Source organism: Pseudomonas edaphica (assembly GCF_005863185.1).
GTDB classification, from domain to species: domain Bacteria; phylum Pseudomonadota; class Gammaproteobacteria; order Pseudomonadales; family Pseudomonadaceae; genus Aquipseudomonas; species Aquipseudomonas edaphica.
Genome location: NZ_VBVZ01000128.1, coordinates 1 through 12,870, shown reverse-complemented (window position 1 = coordinate 12,870; position 12,870 = coordinate 1). Strand labels below are relative to the sequence as shown.

The following is a 12,870-nucleotide window of genomic DNA, read 5'->3' as shown; positions in this document are numbered from 1 at the left end:
GGTTTGGGGGCCGCTACGCAGCCCAACGCAGGGCAAGCCTGCTCGCCACAACAACTTTGCCCTGCGCAACCCGATAAATCGCGCCGGCATCAGCCTTTCATCCCCTTTCGCAAACAAAATAGAAAACATTATTTGCTTTATTTGTATACAAAAGCATAATTCGCTTCGTGCGAGTTCCTGACCTATTGGTCAACAAAACCCGCCAGTACCTCAAAGCGCTGCTGCCCACCTCTGTGACCGGCGCTGGAAATAACAATAAAACTCTTGAGGAGTACTTGCTGTGGATAGCCAAAAAACCGAAGCCCCTACGCTGGACCACGCCCCACCGCAAGGCGGCTGGCTGGAACGCCTGTTCAAACTGCGCTTGCATGGCACCACAGTGAGAACCGAACTGATTGCCGGCCTCACCACCTTTATCACCATGGCCTATATCATCTTCGTCAACCCCAACATCATGGCCGACGCTGGTATCGATCACGGTGCGGCGTTCGTCGCCACCTGCATCGCCGCCGCGCTGGGCTGCCTGCTGATGGGGCTGTACGCCAACTGGCCGGTAGGTTTGGCACCGGGTATGGGCCTGAATGCGTTTTTCACCTACACCGTGGTCGGCACCATGGGCTACCACTGGGAAACCGCGCTGGGCGCAGTGTTTATTTCCGGCGTGCTGTTCATGGGCCTGACACTGTCGCGCGTGCGTGAATGGCTGCTCAACAGCATCCCTGTGAGCTTGCGTCATGCCATGGGCGCAGGCGTCGGTTTGTTCCTTGGGGTGATCGGCCTGAAGACCGCCGGCATTATCGTCGACAGCCCGGCCACCTTGATCAAGCTCGGTTCGCTGCACGAGCCTGCGCCATTGCTGGCGGCCGTGTGCTTCCTGTTGATTGCGATCCTCAGCTATCACCGGGTATTCGGCGCGATCCTGATCAGCATCATCGCCGTGACCCTCGCCGGTTGGGGCCTGGGCCTGGTGCACTACAACGGCATTCTCTCAACCCCACCGAGCCTGGCGCCGACCTGGATGGCCATGGACATAAAAGGTGTATTCAATGTAAGCATGATAAGCGTGGTATTTGCTTTTCTTTTTGTACACATGTTCGACACCGCGGGTACACTGATGGGCGTCGCGCAACGGGCCGGACTGGTCAACGCCGATGGCAAGATCGATAACCTGTCCCGTGCGCTGAAGGCCGACAGTGCCTCCAGCGTGTTTGGCGCCATGGTCGGTGTGCCGCCGGTGACCAGCTATGTGGAAAGCGCGGCGGGTGTGGCCGCAGGTGGTCGCACCGGGCTGACCGCCGTGACCGTAGGCATCCTGTTTGTGGCCGCGATGTTTTTTGCGCCACTGGCGGGAATGATTCCGGCGTATGCCACCGCCGGCGCGCTGATTTACGTGGCGATGCTGATGATGGCGAGCATGGCCCATATCAACTGGGATGAGGCCACCGACAGCATTCCGGCGATTGTCACCGCGATCATGATGCCGTTGACCTTCTCGGTCGCCGACGGGATTGCCTTGGGCTTTATCACTTACGTGGCGCTCAAGGCAGGCACCGGCAAGTACCGTGAGATTTCTGTCAGCCTGTGGGTGCTGTGCGCGATCTTTATCGCCAAGTTCATCTTCCTGTTGTTCGGGAACGGCTGAAAAACCGCCTCACCTACGGGTGGGGCTTTTGCATAGAGGGAGAAATGTAGATGAACCTGGATACCTGGCTGTTGTTCAGTGGTGCGGCACTGGTGGTGATCCTGATCCCCGGGCCGTTGTCGCTGTTGATGATCAGCAACAGCCTCAACTACGGCCTGCGCCGTTCGTACCCGGCGTTCCTGGGCGGGGTGTTTGCCTCGATCTGCCTGTTGAGCGCCTCGGCTCTGGGCCTGGGCGCATTGTTGCTGGCCTCCGAGCAGTTGTTCAGCGCCTTGAAAATCATCGGCGCGCTGTACCTGTTCTATCTGGCCTGGCAGAGCTGGCAGCAATCTCGCCTGCCAACCCATGGCGCCGAGGTACCGCAGGCGCCGGCGGTGCCGCGTTTTCGCGCACTGTTCGGCCGGGCCTTTGTGCTCGGCGCCAGCAACCCCAAGGACATCCTGTTCTTCGCCGCCTTCCTGCCGCAGTTCCTCAGTAGCCAGCAGCCGTTTCTGCCGCAACTGCTGATCATGATCGCGACCTGGACCGTACTCGACTTGCTCTGCAAGCTGGCTTACGGCCTCGGCGCCCACGGTGCCGCGCGTTACCTGCGCAGCGGCGCGGGCCAGAGCTGGTTCAATCGCGTCAGTGCCACGCTATTTGGCGGGGCGGCAACCGCAGCGCTGCTCAAGGGTTAAACGGCGCGACTTTGGCAAAATACACACTGGCGGGCTCTCCATAACGAACTTGCCACTGAATGCCTGCAACGATCCGAACCAGACGGTTTTGTGTCATGGCTTGATCAATGGCGGCAAACTCCGCCGAGAATGGCGACTGCGAACCGATACGCTCGCGAAACCAAGCCTCGGAGAGCTGCGGGGCCACCCTGGAACGCAGGCTGACGTTGCGATTATCGACCCAATTATTCAGCACAAAGTAAACCGAACTCGAATGCGGATGGGTGCAGTAAAAGTCCCTCGTACTGGCCCCGCCATGCCGCCTTGGAATGCTCCTGACGGTGAATCCATATCTTTCGAGTATCTGCCTGACAGCTGTGTGAACAGCTCGCGAACGAAGTACGCCGTTGCCGCGGCTGCGCCTGAGCAACGAGGGATCAAGGTGTAAGGGCGGCGTGAAATCCAGCCGCGTGCCTCCCGGCGCTACCCCATCGATCCCTATGTTAATGGTGAGGGCACCCGGCTCGCCCGCAGGCCGTAGCATTCTCAGCAGATCGGGCAGGCGGTCCGGGTTTCCCGGGGCCGTCCAACGGTCGAGTGTCGCCCTGATATTGAGTAAGTGCGTGGCCGTCACCCTGGGGCCGGTGTCCGCCAACTCAGTGAGCCGGTCGGCGACAAACCGCCTGCTGCCCGGGGTCATAGCAGGAAACGCCCGCCCCACCGTGACGTCCAGACGTTCATTAAACAGCACTTGATGGGGCGTCCACAGCCCATTTGCACCCAGGGTCGCCGGTATCGGCTGCTCAGCAGCAGCCACGCCCAGCCAGCGCTCTATATCCACGGATGCCCTGAACGAAACATCCTGGTTTCTCATTATAAAGACGATGCTCGAAGACGACGCGCTTGTACCCTGGGGCAACAACCGATAGTAATCAGGCCCTAGTCGCAAGAGATCAAAGGCCGCCGCACCCGGCGTTGCTGCCACCCGGTATATATTGCGGCCCAGGGGCGGTACTTCGATCAGTGAGTCACTGCGCCGAAAACCCCACGCCTGCCAGGAACTGGTGGGCACAGGCAACGCGCGCAAGTTCGCTTCCAGGCCCGTACGCGAAGGCGGTGACCAATCCGCTGCGCTTCTGGTGGGTGCCCAAGGTTGCCATACGCCTGAACTCGGCCCGGGCACCGGTGCATCGGCCCCTAACTGCCACTCGTGGGGCTGCTCGATGTTTAAAATCAGTTCATCTTGCCCTTCTCCCTGGCTATTTTTCAGTCGCAGTCCCCATTCGTTCTCACGCTGATATACCGGGTAAATATCTTTACCCTCACGAATAAACTGCCGGCCATCTTTCGCGTACCGCCCTTTAGCGCCCGGCCCCGCCAATTCAATGGCCCCATCCAGTCCATCAGGGGACTGGAAGTGCTCCAGCAGGTGACGTGGCTTGATCGGTGACGGTTTCAGGCCTGCGCGGGTACCGAGCGTGACCCCTTGATGGCGATGCAAGCGGCCTAAAGCGACACGCGACACGCGCGCGCCTTTCGCGGAAGGGCCAAAGGATGTCAGCACGTCGAAGAACGCAAGCATCGTCAAGAACGCCACATCCACAGCATCATGGGCAGACCCGCTGTAATGATAGCGCCGCGCTGTAAGCAGCATTTCATACAGGCTGATGCCAACACCCAGTACCGGGACAAAGCCCAGCAGCCCGCGAATCGTCGCGTCGTGCTGCTCCCCCAAACGCTGCTCGCGGTATTGCTCCAGCGCCTGGGAAGACTGGGATTGGGCTTGGGTACGCCGTTGCAGATCGAACACCTTAGCGTGGGCCAACAACGCCATGGCATTGCCACAGGTGGTGGGCGCAGCCGCTAACCAATGTTCAGGCTGCGACTCGATTTGCTCCTTGATCAATGCCTCGATGCTTTCATTGTCCACCGCCGGTTTTTTGTGCGGGGCCAAAAAAAACTCCACAAGCATGGCAACAAAACGATATAGACCGGGTTGACCCGGCTCAAGCGAGTGAGGCCTGCGGGGTTGCACTCCAGGGTCTTTATCGGGGTAGCCGGCCAGCGCCTGCGCCTCCCAGCCTGGCGCCACCTGGCGCGCCAACGCCTTCTGGTTTTCGGGGAGTGCGCCGATAAGATTCAACGCCTTTTCTGCTTCGTCCAGACTGGCATACGCAACAATCACCCGGCTTGCCGCAGCCATGGGCCAATACACCACACAGAGCTTTGATAACCTGTCATGAATGAACAATAAGCCAGCAATGTGCCGATCATGTTCTGGGGTTGCGTCCATCAGGCGCAGAACCGCCAACTCTACGTCGAACCCATCTTTTTTCAGGTCACTTTCCGACCCAGCGGCCATCGCCAGGGTGAACAGACGCTGCGCTTTATCACTCAAACCTTGCTGGACCGCAGAGTACAGCTGCATCTGAGCGCGTTGTCGCAAAGCCCTATAGACCAAAGCCTGTGAGAGCCCAGGAGACGTGGCCGAAGTAGACGTCGACGGATAAAAAACCTTGAGGATCCGCTTGTCGTACTCGCCCCCAAGATCGAGCGATGACAGGGTGTTGATCAGGTAACGCACGCTCAAGCGCTCTTTCCAGGCGGGGTCCAGCCAGCGTGCGCGATTCAATCGCCAGCGGGTCCAGGGTGCCTTGGGGTCAAGGTTATGCAACGCCAATTGCAGCAGGCTGAAAGTGGTGCGCTGCGAGCTGACGACCTTTTTTGTATCGCGATCGCCCACTGCGCACTGACTCGACCAGCCACACAATTGGGAGCTGACATCATCGGGCAAATCTATCAGGGGTTTGTCGATATCCAGTCGCGGGTAAAACCCGTCCCGAGTCAATCGCGCAATCAAGCCATTACGGGCGAATGACTCCAAGTCCGGTAAATCCCGCCACAGTTTGTTCTCCACCGCAAAGGCATTCATCAGGTAACGGCGTAACAATCGTTTGTAGTGTCTTCGACTACCGGTTGAGGCAATGCCCAACCACGAGGGGAGTTTTTTCGCCTGAGTGGCTGCCATCTGCAACAGGTTGATATTGGCCAAGGCCAGTGTGCGAGCATCATTGGCGGGTACTTGCAGGCACTCGAACAACTCCTGGGCCAGTAACATTCGGCTCAACTGCGGATCGCTCACCTCACTGAACAACCGAACACCCCTGCCCACACGTTTGTTCAACGCCGCGTAACGTTGCATTAGCTTAATGAACAAGTCTTTGAGCATCGTGCGCTTGATGGCCTCATAACTCACTACCAATGGCGCATCCTTGGGCAACGCCTGGATCCAGCCCCGCGCAGCCACACGGTGATCACGCTCGATGCAGCGCCACAACACGGAGCCATCGCGGCTTTTCAGGCTGGCTTGAAGCCCCTTGGCGAACGCGTTCACGTTGTCAAAGGGCACAAGCCCGCCATACAGACCCGTCACGTATAACAATACTGAGTGTGGGCCACTCGGGTGAGCCAGGGCCTGGTGGGTGGTCACGAGCAGAGCCCCCAGCAGCGGGTACAACTGGCCGGACTCACTGCCGACCGTTACTTGCAACACACAGGTATCAGCAGCACTGTCGCCAGGCACCCAAGACTCACTCAATACCGTATTCAATCGCTCCAGATGCACGGAGGGCATCAGGTTCAACTGTTGCTGCATCTGGGCTTCCAGAAGCAAAGCCCGGCGCAGTGCAGTCCCCACCAATGAGCCGCGATTAGACGTGCCCAAAGGCTGTTCAAGCCAGAACGCCTTTTCAAACATGCGCTCGTGCGGGGCATGGGCCAATTGACTCACGGTGCTCACTTGTTCCTGCCATCGCTGATCGAGGTTCAAAAAGTCTTGATAGGGTGCAGTGCTTTTGCCCACATCCGTCGGATCCAGCAGGGCCATCAAGCCTTTTTCGTAACGTTTGAGTTGCGCTTCACGGGTCTTGAGGGCGAGGTCCGGCGTCAAACTTGCACACACAATCTCACCGCTGCGGCGCTGATGATCCCACTCCGGCAAGGCGTCCAGGCTGTTTCCCAGCAGGAGGCTGCATGCCAGCCGGCGACGGCCTTTTTCGATGAATTTGAGGAAGCGTTTCACCTCAGGAGCGTTGAATTGCCCCACACCTTGAACGCCCACAGCCGCAGGGTTGATTGACAATGCACAGGCCACCTCGTTATCCCACTGCGCCTCCAGCAGCTCGGTCGCACTGGCAAGCAACACGTCTTCCTGGTGTACACCAATAAGCTGAAGGGTAAACGCCTGAGGCGTAACACTGGGTGTGTTACACAGCTCATGCCAACGGCGCAGTGGCAAACACTGCCATAGCACCTGGCTCAAAGGGCCGTTGACCAGCACAGGCAGATCACATTGCATTCGATACCAGGAACTGAACTCGTAAAACTCACGAATCAGACCCGGCAGGTAGATCACATGGGGCGTGTCCCCCGCGATGTCATCACGATAAATATGCAAAGCGCCCGGCACAGGAACCAGCGCCCGATTTGTGCCAGGCCACGCCACCCTGCTCACTTGAATACTCGCCCAGTCGCCTGCCGCCCTGCGTCGCGCATCGGCACCCGGAATCTCCATGACTTTACGGACCATGGCAAAGCCGCGGTCCGAGAGCTGGTAAACGCGATGGGCCAGCAGTGCATGCTCGGCGAACAAGGATTTTCGTAACTGGACCCAACGCTGCTTGCGCGTCAGCCAGGAGCCATAGGCCAGTTGCTGCCAATAGTCTCGTTCAGCCTTCTCAACCTGACCGAGCAGCGCCAACCCCTTCACACGTACCAACGCATCCCAAGCGGTAAACGGCAACGTCCGTGCCGGTTCGTCCTTGATACGCAATGTAGTGAACTGGTTAATGTCCAGCGGCACATCCGGATCAATGAGAAGTGCCAAGCCTTTTTCGGTCAGGCTGTAGACCTTCTGGGGCAAAGGCGGCGGCCGGAACTCGGTGAACAACAGCGTATCGGGGTCCAGCGCAAAGGCCTTGCGTAATGCGCCCCGGATAATGCCCAAGACTCTCGGCGCACGCCCAATCAAGTCTTTTAAGAGTTTTACCGCCTCTCTGGCCCTGGCTTGGGCTTCGTACAGGCGATTGATTTCAAGACTGGGCTGCGTGACCGCGTTTAGCCGTCGGGTCAGGAGTGTGCGAATCGCCGCATCACGCTGCGCGTCCGAGGTTTGCGGGTCATCAAAATTAAGCGTTTGCGCCGCAGCAGCCTCAGCGGCCAACCAGGCGGTGGTGTCGGTACTCATGGCGGACTGTTCCATACAGAAAAGCCGAGCCTAGGTACCTCGACCGCCCCAGGTGCGTTACATACTTGGGCGGCCCGTGAGCCATTCAGAATAAAAAAAGCCCGCAGTGTGGGCGGGCAAAAAACCAACGAAGAGCTTTGGGGGTGTGAAGCGAGGTGACGACTCAGCTACCGCGATAGGTGGAGTAGCTGTAAGGCGAAATCAGTAAAGGCACATGGTAGTGATCCTGTTCGGCGCTGATGCCAAAACGCAGCACGACGACGTCGAGAAACGCCGGTTCCGGCAATTGCACACCACGGGCGCGGTAGTAGTCGCCGGCGCTGAATTGCAGTTGGTAAACACCGCTGCGGTAGTCGTCGCCTTGCAGCAGCGGCGCATCGCAACGGCCGTCGCTGTTGGTGGTGGCAGTAGCAACCCGTTCCAGCTGCGCGCCGTCGACGCGGTACAGCTCGACCTTGATATTGCTACCGGGGCAGCCGTGTGCGGCGTCCAAAACGTGTGTGGTCAAACGTCCCATGGCGTCTACGCGCCTCCTGAAGTCAGTAAAAGAGAAACCTGCACTTTTTCAGGGCATCGAAAAAGCCGGCGATGGCTGATTAAGACACTTTTTAAAAAAATTGTACACAATAAAAATCACAAAGCTTTGGATCTTCCCGTCGGTGTTGCTCGATGAGTCAATTCGTAAGTAAACCTTGCTTTTAAACGACCTTTTGTCCATTAACTGACCAGTCAGGCAAGTTTCTTGCTACAGCATCTGAACCCGGCGATACAGAAAAAATGCAGAAATGTAGGCTTACAAAGTGACAGATAAGTTGTATACAATCACTCATCGCTGTGACGCCACCCAGTCTTTTCACTGCCCGGCCGCCACACACACTTGCTATCACGAACAAGAAGGAAGACTGCAGTGAGCGCTGACTACCCACGCGACCTGATCGGTTACGGCAGTAACCCTCCTCACCCCCACTGGCCGGGCAAGGCACGCATTGCGCTGTCGTTCGTACTCAACTACGAAGAAGGCGGTGAGCGCAACATTTTGCACGGTGATAAAGAGTCCGAAGCCTTCCTCTCGGAAATGGTCTCGGCCCAGCCGCTGCAAGGCGCCCGCAACATGAGCATGGAGTCGCTGTACGAGTACGGCAGCCGTGCGGGTGTGTGGCGCATCCTCAAGCTGTTTAAAGAATTCGATATCCCTCTGACCATCTTCGCCGTCGCCATGGCCGCCCAGCGCCACCCGGATGTGATCCGCGCAATGGTCGACGCCGGCCACGAGATCTGCAGCCACGGCTACCGCTGGATCGACTACCAGTACATGGACGAGGCCCAGGAGCGCGAGCACATGCTCGAAGCCATCCGCATCCTCACCGAACTCACCGGCGAGCGCCCACTGGGCTGGTACACCGGCCGCACTGGCCCCAATACTCGCCGGCTGGTGATGGAGGAAGGCGGTTTCCTGTACGACTGCGACACCTATGACGACGACCTGCCCTACTGGGAGCCGAACAACCCGACCGGCAAGCCGCATTTGGTGATCCCTTATACCCTGGACACCAACGACATGCGCTTCACCCAGGTGCAGGGTTTCAACAAGGGCGATGACTTTTTCGAGTACCTCAAGGACGCGTTCGACGTGTTGTATGCCGAAGGGGCCGAGGCGCCGAAGATGCTTTCCATCGGCCTGCACTGCCGCCTGATCGGCCGCCCTGCGCGCCTGGCTTCGTTAAAACGGTTTATCGAATACGCCAAAGGCCATGAACAGGTGTGGTTCACCCGCCGCGTTGACATCGCCCGTCACTGGCACGAAACCCACCCGTACACGGGAGCGGCGAAATGACTGCGTTCCAGACCCTGAAGCCATCGACCCTGAGCCGCGATGAATTTGTCGCCGCTTTCGCCGATATCTACGAACACTCGCCATGGGTGGCCGAAAAGGCCTTCGACCTGGGCCAGGACAGCTCGGTCGACCAGATCGAAACCCTGCACCAGCGCATGAGCGATATCCTGTTAAGCGCCGATCATGCCAGCCAATTGGCCCTGATCAACGCTCACCCGGACTTGGCCGGCAAAGCTGCCGTCCAGGGCCAACTGACCCAAGCCAGCACCGATGAGCAAGCTGGCGCGGGGATTCACCAATGCACGGCCGAAGAGTTCTCGCGCTTCACCGAGCTGAACGACGCCTACAAGGCCAAGTTCAAGTTTCCCTTCATCATGGCGGTAAAAGGCAGCAACCGGCATCAGATCCTCGCTGCGTTCGAAACGCGCATTCACAATTCGGCAGACGCCGAGTTCAAATGCGCGCTGGCCGAGATCAACAAGATCGCGTTGTTCCGTTTACTGACCCTCTAACAGACCATCCCCAGCCACTCTATCTAAGGCAGACAAGAAGAATGAAAGCTTACGCCGTACCTTTCGAAAAGTTCGTCAACCTGGCCGATGCCCGCCTGGGCACCAAGATCATCTCGGTGACCGATGACTGGTTCGCTGACGCCAACCGCCTGTTCCAGCCGACCCCGGCCGTGTGGAAGGAGGGCGTTTTCGATGACAACGGCAAGTGGATGGACGGCTGGGAGTCACGCCGCAAGCGCTTCGAAGGCTACGACAGCGCGGTGATCCGCCTCGGCGTACCCGGCTCGATCAAGGGCGTGGACATCGACACTTCATTCTTCACCGGCAACTTCCCGCCATCGGCCTCCCTGGAAGCCTGCTTCCTGGCCTCGGGCGAGCCGGACGCCAACACCCAGTGGGTGGAAGTGCTGTCGGCCGTGGAGCTGCAAGGCAACAGCCACCACTACCACGAGATCAACAACGACCAGGCGTTCAGCCACCTGCGTTTCAACATCTACCCGGACGGCGGTGTGGCCCGTCTGCGTGTGTACGGCGTGCCGTTCCGCGACTGGTCCTCGGTGGGCGACAACGAACAGGTCGACCTGGCAGCGGCCCTCAACGGCGGTCGCGCCCTGGCGTGCTCCGACGAACACTTCGGCCGCATGAGCAACATCCTCAACCCGGGCCGTGGCATCAACATGGGCGACGGCTGGGAAACCGCCCGTCGTCGTACGCCAGGCAATGACTGGGTGATCGTCGCCCTGGGCCACCCCGGCGAGATCGAGAAAATCGTGGTCGACACCCTGCACTTCAAGGGCAACTACCCGGACACCTGCTCGATCCAGGGCGCGTTCGTGAAGGGCGGCACCGACAGCCAGATCGAAACCCAATCGCTGTTCTGGCGCGAGCTGCTGCCGGCGCAGAAACTGGAAATGCACGCTGAACACACGTTTGCCGAGCAGATCAAGGCACTGGGGCCGATTACCCACATCCGCCTGAACGTGTTCCCGGATGGTGGTGTGAGCCGCCTGCGGGTCCTCGGTAAAGTCGCTAAATAAGCGGTGAGCCCATCGCAGGCAAGCCAGCTCCCACATTTGAATGTATTCACAGATCAAAATGTGGGAGCCGGGCTTGCCCGCGATAGCAATAGAACAAACAACACAGAATCCGGATAAGAAGACAGCCATGCGCACACTAGTGATCGAACCCCTGACCAAAGAAGCCTTCGCCCCTTTCGGAGACGTTATCGAAACCGATGGCAGCGATCACTTCATGATCAATAACGGGTCGACCATGCGCTTTCACAAGCTGGCCACGGTAGAAACCGCCCAGCCTGAAGACAACGCAATCATCAGCATCTTCCGCGCCGATGCGCAGGACATGCCGCTGACCGTGTGTATGCTGGAAAGACACCCGCTGGGCAGCCAGGCTTTCATCCCGCTGCTCGGCAACCCCTTTCTGATCGTGGTCGCGCCACTTGGCGATGAACCTGTATCGGGCTTGGTCCGCGCCTTCGTCACCAACGGCAGGCAGGGCATTAATTACCATCGCGGCGTCTGGCACCACCCGGTGCTGACGATCGAAAAGCGGGATGACTTCCTGGTGGTTGATCGCAGTGGCACAGGCAATAACTGCGATGAGCATTTTTTCAAAGAGGATGAGCGGTTGATCCTCGCCCCCCACCAATAAGAGAAGGTCTGATCACCCGACAACAAGGGTGACAGGCGAGAGGTAAAGACTGTGGAAGCACATTTGATGGAATGGCTGAACCTTAGCGTGCGCTGGGTTCACATGATCACTGGCGTCGCGTGGATCGGCGCTTCCTTCTATTTTGTCTGGCTGGAAAACAACCTTAATCGCGTCAACCCCAAAGACGGCCTGGCCGGTGACTTATGGGCGATTCACGGTGGCGGTATCTACCACCTGGAAAAATACAAACTGGCCCCGCCGACCATGCCGGACAACCTGCATTGGTTCAAATGGGAAGCCTATTTCACCTGGATGTCGGGCATCGCGCTGCTGTGCGTAGTGTTCTACGCCAACCCGACCTTGTACCTGCTGGCCCCGGGCAGCAGCCTCAGTGGTCCCGAAGGCGTACTGCTGGGCATTGGCTCACTGTTCGTCGGCTGGTTCATCTACTCCTTCCTGTGCGATTCGGCGCTGGGCAAACGCCCTGCCCTGCTCGGCTTTATCCTGTTTGTACTGTTGATTGCGGCCGCTTACGGCTTCAGCAAGGTCTTCAGCGGTCGCGGTGCTTACCTGCACGTAGGTGCGGTGATCGGCACCATCATGGTCGGTAACGTATTCCGCATCATCATGCCCGCCCAGCGCGCGCTGGTAGCGGCCATCGCCGAGAACCGCACACCTGACCCGGCGCTGCCGGCCAAGGGTCTGCTGCGTTCGCGTCACAACAACTACTTCACCTTGCCGGTGCTGTTCATCATGATCAGCAACCACTTCCCGAGCACCTACGGCAGCCAATACAACTGGCTGATCCTGGCGGGTATCGCGGTGGCAGCGGTGTTGGTGCGTCACTACTTCAACACACGGCATAACAGCCAGAAGTATGCGTGGACGTTGCCGGTGGGCGCATTGGCGATGATTTGCCTGGCGTATGTGACCGGTCCTAAACCTGTTTCGACTGCGCCTGACGTGGCCAAGGCACCCGCGGCCATCGAGTACCAGCCATTGCCGGAAACCGCATTGGGCGGTGGCTTGAAACCTGCTGCGCCAGCCGCACCCGCTGCAGAACCTGCTGCGGCACCGGCCCAGGCGACGATTGATTTCGACAAGGTGCATGGCGTGATCCAGGAACGCTGCGCCGTGTGCCATTCGGCCAAGCCCACCAGCCCGCTGTTCAGCACCGCACCGGCAGGCGTGATGTTCGATACCCCGGCGCAGATCCAGCAGCAGGCGGCGCGTATTCAAGCGCAGGCCGTGGCCAGCCAGATCATGCCGCTGGGCAACATCACCCAGATGACCCAGCAGGAGCGGGATTTGAT

10 protein-coding genes are annotated in these 12,870 nt (G+C 58.9%); 8 read left to right on the top strand and 2 right to left on the bottom strand.

Annotation, left to right across the window (positions count from 1 at the left end; all coding sequences use genetic code 11):
• The 3 genes from FEM54_RS34310 to FEM54_RS10970 form a co-directional block, all read left to right on the top strand.
• On the top strand, nt 1–181 hold a 181-nt coding region (locus tag FEM54_RS34310), incomplete at its 5' end, for a hypothetical protein (protein ID WP_205894398.1).
• Between the two features lie 99 nt (nt 182–280).
• On the top strand, nt 281–1,642 hold the full coding sequence (locus tag FEM54_RS10975; RefSeq protein ID WP_138450845.1) for an NCS2 family permease: 1,362 nt from the start codon (nt 281–283) through the stop codon (nt 1,640–1,642).
• Nucleotides 1,643–1,692: 50 nt separating this feature from the next.
• Nucleotides 1,693–2,319, top strand: a complete 627-nt coding sequence (locus FEM54_RS10970; protein ID WP_099548913.1) for a LysE family translocator — start codon at nt 1,693–1,695, stop codon at nt 2,317–2,319.
• Here the strand turns inward: FEM54_RS10970 and FEM54_RS10965 are convergent.
• Both FEM54_RS10965 and uraH read right to left on the bottom strand, forming a co-directional pair.
• The gene (locus FEM54_RS10965) at nt 2,309–7,543 is read right to left on the bottom strand and encodes a dermonecrotic toxin domain-containing protein (protein ID WP_138450843.1); all 5,235 of its coding nucleotides are present in this window, start codon (nt 7,541–7,543) and stop codon (nt 2,309–2,311) included. The genes FEM54_RS10970 and FEM54_RS10965 overlap by 11 nt on opposite strands.
• Nucleotides 7,544–7,706: 163 nt before the next feature.
• The gene (gene uraH, locus FEM54_RS10960) at nt 7,707–8,060 is read right to left on the bottom strand and encodes a hydroxyisourate hydrolase (RefSeq protein WP_017137845.1); all 354 of its coding nucleotides are present in this window, start codon (nt 8,058–8,060) and stop codon (nt 7,707–7,709) included.
• 390 nt (nt 8,061–8,450) lie between these two features.
• On the opposite strand from uraH, the gene puuE reads away from it, so the two are divergent.
• From puuE to FEM54_RS10935, 5 genes are all read left to right on the top strand, one after another.
• Nucleotides 8,451–9,377 (top strand): allantoinase PuuE, encoded by a 927-nt coding sequence (puuE, locus tag FEM54_RS10955; RefSeq protein ID WP_017137846.1) that lies wholly within the window; start codon nt 8,451–8,453, stop codon nt 9,375–9,377.
• Entirely contained in the window at nt 9,374–9,889 is a 516-nt protein-coding gene (gene uraD, locus FEM54_RS10950; protein WP_017137847.1) for a 2-oxo-4-hydroxy-4-carboxy-5-ureidoimidazoline decarboxylase, read from the top strand. Before puuE ends, uraD begins: the two co-directional genes overlap by 4 nt.
• Nucleotides 9,890–9,930: 41 nt before the next feature.
• Entirely contained in the window at nt 9,931–10,926 is a 996-nt protein-coding gene (alc, locus tag FEM54_RS10945) for an allantoicase (RefSeq protein WP_017137848.1), read from the top strand.
• 127 nt (nt 10,927–11,053) lie between these two features.
• Nucleotides 11,054–11,557 carry an ureidoglycolate lyase gene (locus FEM54_RS10940; RefSeq protein ID WP_056861103.1) on the top strand — a complete coding sequence of 168 codons (504 nt, stop codon included), beginning with the start codon at nt 11,054–11,056 and terminating at the stop codon, nt 11,555–11,557.
• Nucleotides 11,558–11,608: 51 nt separating this feature from the next.
• A partial coding sequence (locus tag FEM54_RS10935) for a urate hydroxylase PuuD (RefSeq protein ID WP_138450842.1) occupies nt 11,609–12,870 on the top strand: 1,262 nt, incomplete at its 3' end.

What these genes read in the sequence shown, in the direction of transcription:
- FEM54_RS10970 (WP_099548913.1), top strand. Translation starts at nt 1,693, where the DNA reads ATGAACCTGGATACCTGGCTGTTGTTCAGTGGTGCGGCACTGGTGGTG.
- FEM54_RS10965 (WP_138450843.1), bottom strand. Translation starts at nt 7,543, where the DNA reads ATGAGTACCGACACCACCGCCTGGTTGGCCGCTGAGGCTGCTGCGGCG.
- uraH (WP_017137845.1), bottom strand. Translation starts at nt 8,060, where the DNA reads ATGGGACGTTTGACCACACACGTTTTGGACGCCGCACACGGCTGCCCC.
- uraD (WP_017137847.1), top strand. Translation starts at nt 9,374, where the DNA reads ATGACTGCGTTCCAGACCCTGAAGCCATCGACCCTGAGCCGCGATGAA.
- alc (WP_017137848.1), top strand. Translation starts at nt 9,931, where the DNA reads ATGAAAGCTTACGCCGTACCTTTCGAAAAGTTCGTCAACCTGGCCGAT.
- FEM54_RS10940 (WP_056861103.1), top strand. Translation starts at nt 11,054, where the DNA reads ATGCGCACACTAGTGATCGAACCCCTGACCAAAGAAGCCTTCGCCCCT.